The organism is Paenirhizobium selenitireducens ATCC BAA-1503, assembly GCF_900492185.1.
Lineage (GTDB): Bacteria > Pseudomonadota > Alphaproteobacteria > Rhizobiales > Rhizobiaceae > Allorhizobium > Allorhizobium selenitireducens_A.
Genome location: NZ_UEYP01000001.1, coordinates 198,363 through 215,396, shown reverse-complemented (window position 1 = coordinate 215,396; position 17,034 = coordinate 198,363). Strand labels below are relative to the sequence as shown.

At 65.9% G+C, this 17,034-nt stretch carries 10 protein-coding genes; 6 read left to right on the top strand and 4 right to left on the bottom strand.

What is annotated here, in order from left to right:
* A complete protein-coding gene (locus tag RHIZ70P_RS00990) occupies positions 1-1,209 on the top strand; it encodes an acetyl-CoA C-acetyltransferase (protein ID WP_115668516.1) in 1,209 nt (402 codons plus the stop codon).
* Between the two features lie 174 nt (positions 1,210-1,383).
* Positions 1,384-3,600, top strand: a complete 2,217-nt coding sequence (locus RHIZ70P_RS00985) for an FAD-dependent oxidoreductase (protein WP_115668515.1) — start codon at positions 1,384-1,386, stop codon at positions 3,598-3,600.
* A gap of 280 nt (positions 3,601-3,880) precedes the next feature.
* Here RHIZ70P_RS00985 and RHIZ70P_RS00980 read toward each other — a convergent pair whose 3' ends face one another.
* The gene (locus RHIZ70P_RS00980) at positions 3,881-4,927 is read right to left on the bottom strand and encodes a glycerophosphodiester phosphodiesterase family protein (RefSeq protein WP_115669022.1); all 1,047 of its coding nucleotides are present in this window, start codon (positions 4,925-4,927) and stop codon (positions 3,881-3,883) included.
* 344 nt (positions 4,928-5,271) lie between these two features.
* On the opposite strand from RHIZ70P_RS00980, the gene RHIZ70P_RS00975 reads away from it, so the two are divergent.
* Positions 5,272-6,366, top strand: a complete 1,095-nt coding sequence (locus RHIZ70P_RS00975) for an MBL fold metallo-hydrolase (RefSeq protein ID WP_181903915.1) — start codon at positions 5,272-5,274, stop codon at positions 6,364-6,366.
* A 98-nt stretch (positions 6,367-6,464) separates the two neighbouring features.
* Positions 6,465-8,180, top strand: coding sequence for a GH32 C-terminal domain-containing protein (locus RHIZ70P_RS00970; RefSeq protein WP_115669021.1), 1,716 nt, complete (start codon positions 6,465-6,467; stop codon positions 8,178-8,180).
* A gap of 9 nt (positions 8,181-8,189) precedes the next feature.
* Here the strand turns inward: RHIZ70P_RS00970 and RHIZ70P_RS00965 are convergent, their stop codons facing one another.
* Both RHIZ70P_RS00965 and RHIZ70P_RS00960 read right to left on the bottom strand, forming a co-directional pair.
* Positions 8,190-9,602, bottom strand: coding sequence for a serine/threonine protein kinase (locus tag RHIZ70P_RS00965; protein WP_115668513.1), 1,413 nt, complete (start codon positions 9,600-9,602; stop codon positions 8,190-8,192).
* A 17-nt stretch (positions 9,603-9,619) separates the two neighbouring features.
* The gene (locus tag RHIZ70P_RS00960) at positions 9,620-10,360 is read right to left on the bottom strand and encodes a metallophosphoesterase family protein (RefSeq protein WP_115668512.1); all 741 of its coding nucleotides are present in this window, start codon (positions 10,358-10,360) and stop codon (positions 9,620-9,622) included.
* 245 nt (positions 10,361-10,605) lie between these two features.
* Here RHIZ70P_RS00960 and RHIZ70P_RS00955 point away from each other — a divergent pair, with 245 nt between their 5' ends.
* Positions 10,606-12,096: a pyruvate kinase gene (locus RHIZ70P_RS00955; RefSeq protein ID WP_115668511.1), complete on the top strand. Its 1,491-nt coding sequence runs from the start codon at positions 10,606-10,608 to the stop codon at positions 12,094-12,096.
* A gap of 213 nt (positions 12,097-12,309) precedes the next feature.
* A complete protein-coding gene (locus RHIZ70P_RS00950; protein WP_115668510.1) occupies positions 12,310-13,251 on the top strand; it encodes a YiiX/YebB-like N1pC/P60 family cysteine hydrolase in 942 nt (313 codons plus the stop codon).
* A gap of 92 nt (positions 13,252-13,343) precedes the next feature.
* On the opposite strand, the gene RHIZ70P_RS00945 is transcribed toward RHIZ70P_RS00950, so the two are convergent.
* Positions 13,344-16,853, bottom strand: a complete 3,510-nt coding sequence (locus tag RHIZ70P_RS00945) for a PAS domain-containing hybrid sensor histidine kinase/response regulator (RefSeq protein ID WP_115668509.1) — start codon at positions 16,851-16,853, stop codon at positions 13,344-13,346.
* Positions 16,854-17,034 lie beyond the last annotated feature (181 nt).

The window sequence follows — 17,034 nt, the reverse complement described above, 5'->3', positions numbered from 1 at the left end:
ATGACTGAAGCCTTCATCTACGACCACGTGCGCACCCCCCGCGGGCGCGGCAAGAAGGACGGATCGCTGCACGAAGTGCCGACCCCGCGCCTGGCCGCCAAGACGCTCGAGGCGCTCCGCGACCGCAACGGCCTCGACACCTCCACCGTGGACGACATCATCTTCGGCTGCGTCGATCCGGTCATGGAAGCCGGCGCCGTCATCCCCAAGGCGGCCGCCTTCGAGGCCGGCTATGCCTTCTCCGCCCCCGGCATCCAGATCTCGCGCTTCTGCGCCTCCGGCCTCGACGCCATCAACCTTGCCGCCGGCAAGATCCAGGCCGGTTCCGACGACATCGTCATCGCCGGTGGCGTGGAAAGCATGTCGCGCATCGGCATGGGCATGGCGGGCGGTTCCTGGTACATGGACCCCTCGGTCAACTTCCCCGGCTATTTCATGCCGCAGGGCGTCTCCGCCGACCTGATCGCCACCAAATATGGCTTCTCGCGCGACGACGTCGACGCCTATGCCGTCGAGAGCCAGAAGCGCTCCGCCGCCTCCTGGAAAAAGGGCCATTTCGCCAGGTCGGTCATCCCGGTGAAGGACCAGAACGGCCTTGTCATCCTCGACCGCGACGAGCACATGCGCCCGACCACCGACATGCAGTCGCTCGCCGGCCTCAACCCCTCCTTCCAGATGCCGGGCGAGATGGGCGGCTTCGAAGCCGTCGCCATCCAGGCCCATCCGGAAATCGAAAAGATCTCCTACGTCCACCATGCCGGCAATTCGTCGGGCATCGTCGACGGCGCCGCCGCCGTTCTGGTCGGCTCCAGGTCCGGCGGTCAGGCGATGGGCATCAAGCCGCGCGCCCGCATCCGCGCCTTCACCAATATCGGCTCCGACCCGGCCCTGATGCTGACCGGCCCGGTCGACGTCACCGAGAAGCTGCTGAAGCGCTCCGGCATGAAGATTTCCGACATCGACCTGTTCGAACTGAACGAGGCCTTTGCCGCCGTCGTGCTGCGCTTCATGCAGCATTTCAACGTCAGCCACGACGTGATGAACGTCGCCGGCGGCGCGATCGCCATGGGCCACCCGCTCGGCGCCACCGGCGCCATGATCCTCGGCACCGTGCTCGACGAACTGGAGCGCCGCGACCTGAACACCGCGCTCGTCACGCTCTGCATCGGCGCCGGCATGGGCACGGCGACGATCATCGAAAGGGTTTGAGGGGGGCTTAACCCTCCCCCTTGTGGGGAGGGTGGCCGGCAGGCGGGAGGGGCCTTTGCACAAATTCCCCTCCCCAACCCCTCCCCACAAGGGGGAGGGGCTTAACCCCGCCGGATCGCACCTGTTTCGGAGCGGCGGCGACATCGCGAAATTCAAGGGAAGAGGAATCCCATCATGAGCACCTACAAGAACTTCACCATCGAGACCGACGCCGACGGCATTGCGCTGGTCACCTGGAACATGCCCGACAAGTCGATGAACGTCTTCACCGTCGAGGTGATGGACGAGATCGAGGCGATCGTAGACGCCACCGTCGCCGACGAAGCCGTCAAGAGCGTGGTCTTCACCTCCGGCAAGTCGACCTTCTCCGGCGGCGCCGATCTCACCATGATCAAGGGCATGTTCGCCATGCTCGAGGAAGAAAAGGCGAAGGATCCGGATAGCGCCGTCAAGAAGCTGTTCGACGCCGCCGGCCGCATGTCCTGGCTGTGGCGAAAGATCGAGACCAACGGCAAGCCCTGGGTCGCCGCGATCAACGGCACCTGCATGGGCGGCGCCTTCGAGCTGGCGCTGTCGTGCCACGGCCGTGTCGCCTCCAATGCCAAGTCGGTCAAGCTCGCGCTGCCGGAAGTCAAGGTCGGCATCTTCCCCGGCGCCGGCGGCACGCAGCGCGTTTCGCGCCTTGCCGGCACGCAGGACGCCCTGCAGATGATGACCACCGGCCAGTCGCTCACCGCCTCGCGCGCCAAGGCGATGAACCTCGTCCACCAGGTGGTCGAGCCCGACCAGCTGATCCCGGCCGCCAAACAGATGATCAAGGACGGCCTGAAGCCCGTCGCCCCCTGGGACGAAAAGGGCTTCAAGGTTCCCGGCGGCGGCATCTGGACCCCGGCTGCCGCCCAGCTCTGGCCGGCCGCATCCGCCATCCTGCGCCGCGAGACCGCCGGCAACTATCCGGCGGCCCTTGCCATCCTGAAGAGCGTCTATGAGGGCCTGCAGCTGCCCTTCGATACCGCGCTCAAGGTCGAGCAGCGTTACTTCACCGAGATCGTCCAGACCACCGAAGCCTTCTCGATGATCCGCTCGCTGTTCGTTTCGATGCAGGAGCTCGGCAAGGGCGCCCGCCGTCCGGCCGGCGTTCCGAAGTCGCAGTTCAACAAGGTCGGCGTCGTCGGCGCCGGATTCATGGGGGCCTCGATCGCCTATGTGACCGCCGCCGCCGGCATCCCGGTTGTCCTGATCGACCGCGACATCGAAGCCGCCACCAAGGGCAAGACCCATTCCGAGGGCCTTGTCGCCGGCGCCGTCGGCAAGGGCAAGATGTCGAAGGAAGACGGCGAAAAGCTGCTTTCCCTCATCACACCGTCCGCCGACTATGCCGCGCTGTCGGATGCCGACCTCGTCGTCGAGGCCGTCTTTGAAGACCGCGACGTGAAGAAGGCCGTAATCGAGGCGGTCGAAGCCGTGCTCCCCGAGGGCTCGATCTTCGCCTCCAACACCTCGACCCTGCCGATCACCGGCCTGGCCAAGAACTCGAAGCGCCCGGCCCAGTTCATCGGCGTGCATTTCTTCTCGCCCGTCGAGAAGATGATGCTGACCGAAGTGATCCTCGGCAAGGAAACCGGCGACAAGGCGCTGGCCGTCGCGCTCGACTATGTCGCGGCGATCAAGAAGACCCCGATCGTCGTCAACGACACCCGCGGCTTCTACGTCAACCGTTGCGTCTTCCGCTACATCCACGAAGCCTATGACATGCTGATCGAGGGCGTGCCGCCGGTCATGATCGAGAATGCCGCCAAGATGGCCGGCATGCCGGTCGGCCCGCTGTCGCTCAACGACGAGGTGGCGATCGACCTCAGCCAGAAGATCCTCAAGGCCTCGATCGCCGATCTCGGCGAAGCCTCGGTCGAGCCGAAGCACATGGCGCTGATCAACAAGATGGTCGACGATCTCGACCGCCGCGGCCGCAAGAACGGCAAGGGCTTCTACGAATATCCGGCCAAGCCCGCCAAGAAGTTCCTCTGGCCGGGCCTCAAGGACATGTTCGCCCAGAAGAAGGCCGACGAGGTCGACGTCGAAGTGCTCAAGCAGCGCCTGCTCGTCACCATCGCGCTGGAAGCGGCCCGCACCATGGAAGAGGGCATCGTCACCGACCCGCGCGAAGCCGATGTCGGCTCCATCCTCGGCTTCGGCTTTGCCCCCTATACCGGCGGCACGCTCAGCTACATCGACGGCATGGGGGTCAAGACCTTCGTGGCACTCTGCGAAAAGCTCGCCGCGGAATACGGCGACCACTTCCAGCCGACCCCGCTCCTCAAGGACATGGCCGCCAGGGGCGAGACCTTCTACGGCCGGTTCAACCCCTATGGGGAAAGCGCCAAAGCTGCCTGAGACCCGCCTATCCCCGCCACAGCCGTTCCCTTCTCCCCGCTTGCGGGGAGAAGGTGCCCGAAGGGCGGATGAGGGGCCAAGCGCCAACGCTCACGCCGACACATCACCCGGCACCCGGCCCAGCGTCAGCTGCCGGCTTCTTTTTGGCCTGAGGCGCTACGTCTCGCCCGACCTCCTCTTCTCCCCCACGGGGAGAAGGTGCCCGAAGGGCGGATGAGGGGCCGCACGCTCCAAGCGCTGCGAGTTACCCACACAAGCGACCCCGCCTTCGCCCGGACCCTCAGCTGTCGCCGCCGCCATAGTGCCGGCGATAGCCCTGCCGGTCGAGCCAGCCGATCAGCGCCGCCGGTTCGTCGGTCTGGATGATGGTCGCGCCGCGCTCGACCCAGAAGCCGTAGACCGCCTCGGGCTGCCCTTGCGCAAAGGCCAGCCCGTCGCCGCGCCCGCCGGCCACCATGCCCTCCGGCCGGTCGGTGATCAGATAGGTGTTGATCCACAGGTGGAAATTGCCGCGCACCGCAACGGCCCGGGCGCGCGGCGAAAACAGCGGCCCCCCGGCCTCGGTCAGCGGCTCGGCGGCGCTGCGGCGCCAGTGGATCATCTCGGCGGCCTGCGGCGAGAATGTCTGCGCCACCCTGTCGACAAAGGCGGCGTCCCGCACCGCGTCGTCGGCGAGGATCGGCATGAAGGCGATGTCCGGGCCGATCGTGTCGATCACGGCGCGGGCGCGGTCCAGCCGCTCGTCGTTCCAGATCGCCGTCTTGATCAGGATGCCGTCGGCCATGTCGAGCCCGCGTGCCGTCTCGACGATCTCGGCGAGGTCCTCCGGCTCGAGCTTGTTGTCGATGTTGACGAGGATGTGGCCGCGGGCATGGATGAGCATGTCGGCAAGCGTCGGCACCGCCTCGTCGGTGACGATCCCCGTCCCCTCGACGATCAGCCGGCAGGCCTTGAGCGCCGCAAGGGTGAGATCCGCAACCTTGCCGCGGCAGGTCGTGGTCCGCTCCAGCGTTTCGTCGTGCATGACGACCAGCACGCCGTCCCTCGAGCGGCGCACGTCGAGCTCGACCATTTCCACCCCGATCGCCGTCGCATGATCGATCGCCGCCTTCGAATTCTCCGCCCGCACCACCTGGCCGTTTTCCTTCCACCCGGCCCGATGCGCCACCACCATGACATGGTCGCGAAAGCGGTTGGCATTGGCCAGCCGCTCGCGGATCAAGCCGGCATGATCGCGCTGCGGAATGGACGCATCGGAAGGCAGAAGCGGAAACAGAGCGAGAAACGTGGCCAGAAACACGGCAGGGATCGGGGCGGTCAGGCGCATGGCGGCTCCAGGTCCGGGATTGATGTGCTGGACCTCGCGATAGAGCGTGTCGGTCACAGGCCGATGAAGAAACGGTGACGGTTCGGTGACGAAAGGGCGACGGAGGACGGGGACGGGGACGCGAGAAAGGAGACCAAAGACGAGGAGGCCGATCGGCGATGCCGCTTGCAAAGCGTCGACCGATGCGGCTGAATGATCACGGGGCATACCCCGGAAAATCCGGGGGTTTTGGGGGCGGAATGGGCAAGGGGCAGGGGCGTGTTGACGCGGACGAGGGGGCGGACGCCCGGCCGGTCTCCGTCGCGCGGCGTCCGTGGCTTCGTTCGCTGCCTTGGCGGATGCAGGTGCAGAGCCGACACCGCCTGCAGTCACGGCTTGGTCGGACGCTGCCGTCGGCTCCGGGCCGCGTCGCCCGGCGCCCTTGGCGGACCCTGCGCCGCGTGCTGTCGGTCGCCCTGCTCGGCGCGGCACTCGCCGGCTGCCACGCGGTGACCACGGACAGCCCGCATCACCCCGCCCTTCTGCCGCCCGGCCTGCGCTCGGCCGGTCTGGCGCTGCACCATCTGAACATTGCCTCCGGCCTCTATGTCCGCCGGGCGGAGGCGGACGACGGCCTGGTCATGTCGCGGCAAGAGGCGCTGGCCGGGCTCGGCACCTGCGGCGACAGCCTCACCTGGCTCGGCCATTCCACCGTGCTGCTGCGGCTTGGCGGCGTAACCATCCTGACCGATCCGGTCCTCCCCGTCGGCTTCTCGCTCGAAAGCCCGCTGCCGCACCGCCATGCCTTGGCCCCGCTCGGCCTTGAAGACCTGCCGCCGATCGATGTCGTTCTCCTGTCGCATGGCGATTACGACCATCTGCACAGCCCGACCCTGAAGGTGCTGGCCACACGCTTCCCCAAGGCCCGGATCGTCCTGCCGGACGGTCTGGAAAGCCATGGCGAAAAGGCGGGCTTTACGACGGTCGAACATCCGCTGGTCGGCGAAACGATCGTCGCCGGCCGTGCCCGGTTCACCGCCTTTCCGGCGGTCCACGGCACGCGCCGCAACCTCTTGGCCAAGCTCGACGGCGAGGCCTATGTCTGGGATATCCGGGCTGCCGGTCGCTCAGCGCTGTTCGTCGGCGACAGCGCCCATGGCCCGATCTTCGGCGAGATCGGCGGGAGGAATGGTCCCTATGATCTGGCGCTGGTGCCGATCGGCGCATTCGAGCCGTCGCCGCTGGTGGCGGGCATGCATTCGACGCCGGAAGACGCCGCCCTTATTCTCGCCGAATTGCGCGCTACGCTCGGCATCGGCATTCACTGGGGCACCTTTGCGCTGTCGCCGGAGCCGCTCCGCGCGCCGGCCGATCGCTTCCTCGCCGCAAGCGACGGCAACCACCGGGCGCGGGTCTTGAGGATCGGTGAGACGCTGAGGCTCGAACCTCGTGGGAACTGACGCGCCGGTCCGGTCGTTGTCGAAAGAAAAATATGAACGGAAGGACAAGAGGCATGGCGGCGCAGAATGGCGATGCCCCGGAACGAAGCGGTGAAGTCATGCCGGAAAGCGGGGCGACACCACAGGGCGGACCAGACACCCTGCGCATCATTTCCGCCGACCTGCCGGTCAACACCACCCTGCATCTGTGGCTGAAGGCCGTTCATCCGGACAGGCCCGGATCGGTCTCGCTTCACAGCGCGAACGGCAAGTTCGGCGAGGTACAGGCGGTCAATGCCGAGGAAAACTCCTTCCGCATCTACCACGTCTTCGGCGGCGGCCGCATCGAGCTGCGCTATGACAGTGCGGACACATCGGTTTCGGTCGCCTACTGGTTCACCGCCGCCGACGTGCTGGAAACCGGCATCACCGTGTTGCACACCAATCCCGTCAATGCCCCGCCGGACCTTCCCGCCTCCTACCATTTCCGCCCGCCCTTCGGCTGGATGAACGACCCGAACGGTTTCGGCCGTTTCGGCGGCCGGCCGCATTTGTTCTACCAGCATTACTCCCACGGCCGGATGTGGAACAACATGCACTGGGGACATGCGGTCTCGTCCGACTACCTGCGCTGGCGGCACCTGCCGGTGTTCCTGTTTCCCTCGGAAGAGCTCTCGGCGCGTCCCGACAAGCGCGGCGGCGCCTTTTCCGGCTCGGCCATTCCGCTGCCGAACGGTCCGGGTATCCGGGTGTTCTTCACCGAGAAGGTCAGCGATCGCCAGCCGGAACAGGAGATCCAGATGTCGGCCGTCTCGGCCGATCTTTTCTCTGCCGGCGAGGCCACCGTCATCCTGCCGCATCGACCGCAAGGCGAGGGGCTGACGCTCGATTTTCGCGATCCCTACGTTTTCAAGGGGCCGGACGGTCGCTGGAAGATGCTGCTCGGCAGCCAGAGCGACGAAGGCGGCGTGATCCTGCTCTATGAGACGGAGGATGTTCAGGCGGCCGGCGGCTGGACCTATCTGGGCAAGCTGCTGATCGAGACGCGTCACCGGACAACGGCGATCGAATGTCCGTGCCTGCTGCCGCTCGACGGCGAGGCGACCGACCCCGCGACGCGCTGGGCCCTGATCTACGGACTGATGAACGGCAGGGACGAGCGGACCGGGCGCCGGAACCTGACCATGGTCGACGTCGGCTGGTTCGACGGCCGGAGCTTCTCCCGCGAGTTCAGCCGCGAGCTCGATTTCATCACCGACAACTATGCCTTTCAGGCCTTCATGGACGGCGCGACGCCGGTCGGGATCGGCTGGCTCGGCAATTGGGCCGATACCGGCCCGACCATCGACTTTCCCTCGGCCATGACCCTGCCGCGCACGCTGAGGCTGGAGGACGGGCAACTGCTCACGCCACCGATCGGCGCGGCGGAGAGCCTGCGCAGTCATATCATCGACCGTACCCGCCTGGCAGCCGGCGAGACGGTGACGTTCCCCAACGGCGCGGTCGAGCTCCTGCTCGAGCTTGCCGAAGCCGGGCTGCCGTTCGAGCTTGCTTTCCACCACCCGGGCGTCACCTTGGGCCTGGTCCAGGACGAAACGGGATTGTGGCTGCGTCATGAGAACGGGAGCGAGGAGAGCCCTCGCTACATCGTCGAGGGCGCGCGGGTGCGCCGGTTGCGCATCTTCCTGGACTATGGGTCGGTGGAGGTGTTCGCCGATGATGGCCGGATCGCCGGCACCAAGCGGATCGCCGGCTTCGAACCTGTGCGTTCGGCCCGTCTCTCGGCGCCGGCCGACAGCGTCGGTCACGCAACGGTCTGGGCCTTGCGTCTCTGACGGCCTTCTCTATTCGGCGGCATCGCCCGGCGGCCGCACACGGACCACCGTGACGGTGCAGGGTGCGGTCGCGGCGACCTCGCCGGATACGCTGCCGAGCAGCGAGCGCATGGTCGAATTGGCGCGTGCGCCCATGACGATGTGATCGACGATGTTCTGGCGGGCATAATCCAGGATCGCCGCGGCCGGCGAGATCGCCTCGATCACATGGTAGGTGATCGTTCCCTCCGGCGCCTTCAGCGGCTCGGCCCAATGCTTGAGCTGCACGAGCCGGGCCACATGCTTGTTGTTGCCTTCCGCGTCGAGGTCGCTTTCAAGGCTGATGCGGGCGATTTTCAGGACGTTCAGGCAGGCAATGCGGGCATTGGGCGTCTTCTCGATGATGCGACTGACGGTCAGGCGCAATGCGTCGGCGAGCTCGTCCGAGCCGTCGGACAGGTCGATCGCCACCATGACGATCGGCGCTCCCGCGGCCGTCTCCGTCGCCGCCTGCGGGCGAAGCAATTCCATTGGGTCCGGGTTGAAGCGCCGCTTGATCACTGCGCCCCATCCGTCGCGCTCGAGCTTTTCGGCACGCGCGGTGAGCGTGACCTTTGAGAGATCCTGCAGGTCCATCATCAGTTGCGCGGCCGTCGGATAGCGGCGGGCGGGGTTGATTTCGAGACAGCGCAGAATGACTTCCTGAAGCGGCTTGGGCAGATCTGGTGTAAGCGCCCGCGGCGGCACGGGATCCCGCCACAGGCGCTTCTTGAGGCCCTTCAGCCGCTGCGGATCACCGAAGGGGCGCTTCGCCGTCGCGAAAAAATACAGGAGGACGCCGAGCGCAAAGATGTCGCTGCGGAAGTCGCTGCGTACACCGAGGATCTGTTCCGGCGCCATGTAGGGTGCCGTGCCATAGGGCAGACGAAACTCCTCGTCCATTAGGTCCGGCAGATGCAGGTGCCGGGCGAGACCGTAATCGACCAGCACCGCCTCGCCGGTCTCGCGGAACATGATGTTCGACGGCTTGATGTCCAGATGCACGACGTTCTGCCGGTGCAGGTCTACGAGGGCCGCGGCGATCCGGCAGCCGAGCGAGGCGACCTCCTCGGGCGGTCGTGGCAGATCGTCGAGCATCGGATAGAGCGATTTCCCGGTGAGCCGCTCGAAGACGATGTAGGGCTGGGTGGCGAAGTCGCCATTGGCGACGAAGCGTGGCACATGCCGGCCGGAGAGCCGGGGCAGGATCATCTGCTCCATCTCGAAGCCGACGATCATGGCCGGGTCCGTGCCGGCCCCCATTTCCGGCACCTTCATCAGCATCGGAAAATCGTAGTCCGGATGGGTGACGCTGAAGAGTTTCGCCATGCCGCCCCGATGCGCGAGTTCGCCGATCGTGAAGCCGTCGATCACGTCGCCCGGGTGTATTCTGGTCTTCGGCATTCGCCCCGTCCCCTCGGTTATTTCCCCCGGAAGAGCCTTAACGCCAGTGCGTCGGGAAGCCCCACGGCCCTGATCCTAGCGGCTGCTCCCTCTATGTCATAGCCGACGCGGTGGAATTCGATCTCTCCACGGTCGGTATCGAGAATGCCGAAGGCCGCAGCCGGATTGCCGTCGCGGGGCTGCCCCACCGCGCCCATGACGGCGAGCCAGCGGCGCTGCGCAAGCAGCGGAATGCCCTGCGCCGATGTCGGCGTGAAGGCCGTGGTCTTGCCGTTCGGTCCGAGACCATAGAGCGCCGGGCGGTGGACATGGCCGCAGAAGCTGATGCGGGCGCGGCAGGCCTGAAGATGCGCAGCGGCAGTTTCCGCATCGGTGACGTAATGATAGCGGGCCGGGGCCGACGCGTCGGCATGGACGTAGAGACGTTCGCCATCCTCGACCTCCAGAGGCAGCCGGGCGAGGAAGGCCTTCTGTTCGTCGTTCAACTGGGTGCGCGTCCAGTCGATCGCCGCCCGTGCCACCTCGTTCATCGACACCGACGGATCGGCCACGCCCTGGTCATGATTGCCACGAATGACGATCGCGCCCTCCGCCGCCAATGCCATCGTCTTGTCCACGCACCACACTGGATCGCCGCCGTATCCGACAATGTCCCCGAGGATCACATGGCGTTCCGCGCCGCGCTCTGCGGCGGCGGTGAGGACGGCCTGGAAAGCCTGGCGATTGCCGTGGATATCCGACATTAAAGCGATCCGCATGACCCCTCCCTGGCGACGAATGCTCGGACGGCCAATGTAGGGAGGAATGCGGCGAGGCGCTATTGGCCGGAAGGAGGGGTGCGGGTCCCATCCTGATGCCCGCGGCCCGGGGTGATACCGTCACATATCGGTCAAGTGCGAGGACTAGAACTGGATGCAGTTCGCCTCCAGAATGGCCTGCCGGCTACTGCGCATCAGCGCTCGTATCCTGCCGAGACATGGCGAGGCCATAGGGGACATGGTGCATGAACGGCCAGGATTTTCATCAAGAGATGCTGCAGGCCTCGGCCCTGCTCGAGGATATGCTGTCCCTGCGCGCCACGGTCATCGAGGCGTCGGCGGCATTGATCGAGGATTTTACCGGCAGCGGTGCAGCGCCGGTCGATCCGGCCCTTGTCAATCTGGCCCACTATCTCTGCCTGCGCCATCACGACATCCGCCCGCTCCAGCGGCGGTTGATGCGTCTCGGACTCTCCTCGCTCGGTCGTCTTGAAAGTCGCGTCCTCCCGACGCTGGACGCCGTCATTGCTGCGCTGGCCGCTCTCGCCGGCCGTCAGAGCCCTGTTGCCATGCCGCTGGAGGAAGGGTTCTTCCGCGGCGAGGCGCGGCTCGAAGAGGCGTCGGCGGCCCTGTTCGGCCGACCGCCGGTCAACCGGCGTACGCGTATCATGGTGACGCTGCCGAGCGAGGCGGCGGCAGGGCCGGACTTCATCCTCGACCTGGCGCGGCGCGGCATGGACGTGGCGCGGATCAACTGCGCGCATGACGGCCCCGAGGCCTGGCGCGCAATGGCCGGATTCGCCCGCGCCGCCGGTGCCGCGACGGGCCGCGACATCACCGTGCTGATGGACATTGCCGGCCCGAAGATCCGCACGGCTGCCGTGCAGATGCCCGACAAGAAATCGCGGCTCCAGCCGGGAGACAGGATCCGCCTCGTGGCCTCGGGTCTGCCCAGAACCTGTGCCGAGGTGCTCTATTCGGCGGGTGTCTCCCTTCCCGAAATGGTGACGCGCCTTTCGATCGGCGATCGGGTGCGCTATGACGACGGCAAGCTGGAAGCAGTGGTGGAAAGCTTGGGAGAAGGCGAGGCGGTGATCCGGGTCGACAAGACCAAGGCGCGCGGCACCAGGCTGAAGCCGGAAAAGGGCATCAACCTGCCGGATACCGCACTCGGCCTGTCACCGCTCACCGCCAAGGACGAGACCGACCTCGTCACCGTGATCGAATGCGCCGACATGATCGGCTATTCCTTCGTCAGCCGCCCGGAAGACATTGACCTGCTGGACAGCATGCTCGCCCGCCACGGCATGGCCGACCGCACGCTGGGCCTGATTGCCAAGATCGAGCAGCCCGAGGCCGTGCGCAACCTGCCGGCGCTGATCGCCCGGGCACGGCGGCGTGGCCCCTTCGGCGTGATGATCGCGCGCGGCGATCTCGCGGCCGAAATCGGCTTCGAACGGCTGGCGGAAATGCAGGAGGAGATCCTTTGGATCAGCGAGGCGGCGTCCGTCCCCGCCGTCTGGGCGACGCAGGTGCTCGAGGACCTGGTGCGGGAAGGCATACCGACCCGTGGCGAAATGACCGATGCCGCCATGGCCGCCAGGGCGGAATGCGTCATGCTCAACAAGGGACCGGCCGTCGGCCAGGCCATCGAACTGCTCGACCGCCTGCTTGCCCGAATGGATGAGCATATGTTCAAGAAGACGCCGACGCTGAGGGCGCTGAAATCCTGGTGATCCCCTTCGTCTGAAGCTCTCGTCGCTTGCCATAGCGCCTCTCGGCGATTGATTTGCCGCGCGCCCCGGATTAGTTATCTTCGTTGGATCGAATGAACGGTGCCGGAGCACGGAGTGGGGTCTGTGCGCGGATGGGGGACGGGCCTGGTTTCTGCATGATGATGATATTTTCGCGCCGCTTCACCATGCGCGCTGCTTGCCGCAGGCTGGGCCATGGCGTTTGACAGAATTGCGCTCCGTCGCTGGGCGTCCCGTGCCCTCGTGGTCGGGCTGATGCTCTTCGTTTCGGCCTGCACGACAGTGCCGAAGCCCGCCCAGGCCCCGTTGCCAGCCGATGCCCCGCTGGGCGATTGCTGCCAGAAGCCGGAACGCTATCCGAAGGGCCTCGTCGCCCTGGCCGAGCCTTTCGCCCCGACGATCGGCCGGATGGTCGCAGCCGTCGTCTGGCGCAAGGGTGACCTGCTGCGCCATGACGCCGCGATCGACCGTCTGCTCGCCGATCTCCGGCCGTTGGATGTGGTCGCGGTCAGCAACAAGGGACGCCTCTCCGGCCATGCGATCCCAGGCCATTTCGGCCATGTGGCGATCTATGTCGGGACGGAAGCGCAACTGCGCCGCGCCGGCGCCTGGGACCATCCGGCGGTCCGCAAGCACCACGCCGCGATCCGCGACGGTGCCCTGTTCATCGAGGCCGACAACAAGGGTGTCCACCTTTCCACGGCGCCTGCCGCGCTGGATGCCGATGCCATTGCCCTCCTGCGGCCCGCCGGCCTTGGCGCTATGCGGCGGCGGCAGGCACTGACAGGCTTCTACCAGCGCGTCGGCATGCCCTTCGACTATTATTTCGACCTCGACACGACCTCCTGCACCTTCTGCACGGAACTGGTGAACACCGTGCTGCCGGAGATGCGGCTGCCCACCCGTCGCGTTTACGGCAGGCGTCTCATCCTGCCGGACGAAGTGGTCGCCGCTACCACCCGCGGGCGAACCGGCTTCACCTTCGTGCGCTATGTCCGGGCCGGTCCCGACGGCTGGGAGGCGCTGGGCCGCAACAAGGTGGAGGAGGACCTTCTCGCCGAATGGTCGAAGCCCGAGCGTCCGCCACAGGTGGCTTCGCTGGAACGCTGGACGCAGAACCGAACTGGCCGGAGATAGAGGGTTGGGGGGGCATATCGAGGCCGTCCGTTTCATCCGCCTGGATCGCGCAACCGCTGAGGCTCAAGCCCATTCGGTCTCGGTGGAGCGACCTATTCGGCGGCGGCCCGCTTGCCTCCGGAAACCTGGGTGATGAAGGCGCGAAGGGCAGCCGGACGGACCGGCTTGTGCTGCAGGGTGATGTTCTGCCGTTCGGCTTCCGCCCTGACCTCGGCCGTTCGGTCGGCGGTGATCAGAAGAGCGGGAATGTCGCTCTCGTAGAGCGCCCGGAGGCGCAGGATCGCGCCGATGCCGCTACCGTCGCCGAGATGATAGTCGGCGATGATGACGTCCGGCGGGCTCTTGTTCGCCGCAACGATCGCATCGAGCGCCTCGATCGAGCCGGCCAAGGTGACGGCGCAGCCCCAGCCGGACAAAAGGAGGTCCATGCCTTCGAGAATCTTCGGTTCGTTGTCGATGCAAAGAACCCGCAAACCTTCGAGCGGGATGGCCGTCTTGCCGCCCACGGGAAGGTCCGTCACCGCGGCCGCCACCGGAACGGACTTGTCCAGTGGCATCACGACGCGAAAGGTCGTGCCCTTGCCCTGCTTGGACGAAAGCTGCACCGGATGGTTCAGCACGCGGGCAATGCGATCGACGATAGAAAGCCCTAGCCCCAGGCCGGAAGCGGTGCGCATGCCCTCCTCTAGCCGGGCGAACTCCTTGAACACGGTGCGGAACTTCGATGAGGGAATGCCGATACCGCTGTCCATCACCTGGATGACGACCTCATTGCCGTGACGCCGGGCACCGACCAGCACGCGTCCGGAGGGGGTGTACTTGATGGCATTGGAGACGAGGTTCTGCACCAGTCTGCGCAAGAGATTGGGGTCGGAGCGGACGGTGAGCGACGTCGGCATGACGACCAGCTTGAGATCCTTTTCCCGCGCGATCGGCGCGAAGTCTGTCTCGATGCGTTCCAGCAAGCCCTGCAGCGGCACGGGCGCCAGCCGCGGTTTCATGGCGCCGGTGTCGAGCCTTGATATGTCGAGCACGGCGCCGAGGATGATCTCGACCGATTCCAGGGCGGAATCGATGTTGCGGACCAGGCTGCTATTGTCCGAATCGCCTAGCCGCTCGACGAGTGACGAGGAATAGAGCCGGGCGGCATTGAGCGGTTGCAGGATGTCGTGGCCGGCCGCGGCGAAAAACCGGGTCTTGCCGATATTCGCCTCGTCGGCGGCCGCGCGCGCCTCGGCCAGCGCATGGTTGACCCGAGTGAGTTCGGCGGTCCGCTCGCCGACCCGCTGTTCCAGCGTCTCGTTGGCCTGTTTCAAGGCCTTGTCGGCCGCCACCTGGCTGGTGATGTCGGTGAAGGTCGCGACGAAGCCCTTGTCCGGCATCGGATTGCAGCGCGCCTCGATGATGCGCTCTCCGGCCGTTGTGACCAGCCGGAACGGCTTGTCGAACTGGTGGAAGCGCTTGACCAGCTGGGCCTGGTCGCCGGTGGCGACGTCGCCGCGTTGCGCGAGGATTGCGACCATCTCGCTCAAGGGGAAGCCGACCTGGCCGACATGTTCCGGCAGGTCGAGCAGGCTGCGGAACCTTCGGTTCCAGATCGTCAGGCGATTGCCAGCGTCGAACACCGCGATGCCCTGGTCCATCTGCGAAAGCGCGGTCTGCAGCATGTCCTGGTTATATTGCAGGGCTTCGCTGGCCTGGTCGAGCAGCCAGGCCGTGTCGGCCGACGTGTCCTCGGCCTTCTGCAGGATCAGCGACAGCACGAGCCTTGCCGAGGACGAGCCGATCGCGCTGCCGAGCAATTGCTCGGAGAAATGGATGAAGGCCATGTCTGCCGGGCTGTCGTCATCGAGGCGCCGGCCTGCGGCCTGCTCGTAGGAGCGGAAGGAGCGCGTCATGCGCTCGTCGCCGAGGTAGCGGGCGATGGCGGCCTTCAGGTCGCCGACGGTGACCCGCGTCTTCCAGCCGCGCGTGGCAAACTGCGAGCGCGGATGGCGCTTGACAAAAATGCCCGACTGGATCCGCTCGACGGGACGCGGATTGCGGCTGAGCGAGCCGATGATGAAGGCCGCCGTGTTGATCAGCAGGCTGAGCAGCGTCGAATTGACCAGCGGGTCGGCATGTTCCGGACTGAACATGCCGACGCCCGGAAAGAGGAAGCCGAGGATGGACGTGGCGATCTGCGAATTGTCCTGCGCTCCGAGGCTCGGCAGGAAGGACAGATAGGCCCAGACGAAAATGCCGGAGGACAGTCCGGCGATGGCGCCGCGGGCATTGGCTCGTCGCCACATCAGGCCGCCGAACAGGGAAGGGGCGATCTGCGCGATCGCGGCAAAGGCCAAGAGGCCGATCGAGGCGAGCCCGGTCGTGTTGTCGGCCGAGCGGTAATAGACATAGCCGAGCAGCATGACGGCGAAGATCGCCGAGCGGCGGATGTGCAGCAGCGTCTTGGCGAAGTCGTCGCGATGGCTCGGGCGGGTGAGAAGCTTTTGCCTCAGGAAGATCGGCAGGATCATGTCGTTCGACACCATGATCGCCAGCGCCACCGAGGCGACGATGACCATGGCGGTCGCGGCGGAAAATCCGCCGAGGAAGGTGATCAGCGAAACGGTCGCCATCTCGTTGTGCAGCGGCAGCGACAGGACATACAGGTCGGCATCGCCGCCGCCGGAAAACGTCATGATCCCGCCGATCGCCGCGGGCAGGACGAAGATGTTGATGGCGACGAGATAGAGCGGCATCAGGATGCCGGCGAGCTTCAACTCGCGGCTGGTGCGGTTCTCCACCACGGTGACGTGGAACTGGCGCGGCAGCATAATGATGGCAAAGGCCGACAGTGCGATCAGCAGCAGCCACCGGCTGAGCGGCGTCTGGTACGACAGCGCCGTCATGACGGCCTCGTTCTCGGTCGCCTTCTGCCACAGGTCGGTCGGTCCGTCGAACAGGAAGAACACCACGTAGATGCCGAGCGTCCAGAACGCCACGAGCTTGACCACCGATTCCATCGCGATGGCGAGGATCAGGCCGTCCTGGTGTTCGGTGGCGTCGGTGTGGCGCGTGCCGAAGACCACGGCAAAGCAGGCGAGCACGAAGGCGACGACGAGCGGCAGGTCTATGAAATAGAGGTTGCCCGTCCCTATGCCGTATTCCGTCGGGTCGACCATGGCGGCGACGGAGCTCGACACGGCCTTCAGCTGCAGGGCGATATAGGGAATGGTCCCGACCAGGCAGATGATCGTCACCAGCATGCCGACGATCGGATTCTTGCCATAGCGCGCGGCGATGAAGTCGGCGCCCGAGGTCAGCTTCTCCGCCTTGGCGAGATCGATGATCCGTCGGACGATCGGCATGCCGATGGTGAACATCAGGATCGGGCCGATATAGATGGCGGTGAATTCGAGGCCATGTTCGGCAGCGAGACCCACCCCGCCGAAATAGGTCCAGGAGGTGCAATAGACGGCGAGACTGAGCGCATAGACGATCGGTCGGCCGTTCTCGGGCACGCCCTGGGCGCGGCTCTTGCGGTCGCCGTAACTGGCCACCGCGAAGAGCAGCAGCAGATAGGCGAAGGCCGAGGCAAAGATGACCCATCCCGGAAGCACGCTTCCTCCTCATCGTCGGCGTTCCATCGAGCGGGAACCTTAGGGGAAGTCACCGCCGTTTGAAATCGCTTCAATCTCGATCTTAAGTCGAACGCTGACCGCGACGACAAGAATTTCACTGTTTCCGAATGATCGTACTTTCGATATTCCTTGTCGAGGCAGGACGCCACGCCAGGGACGA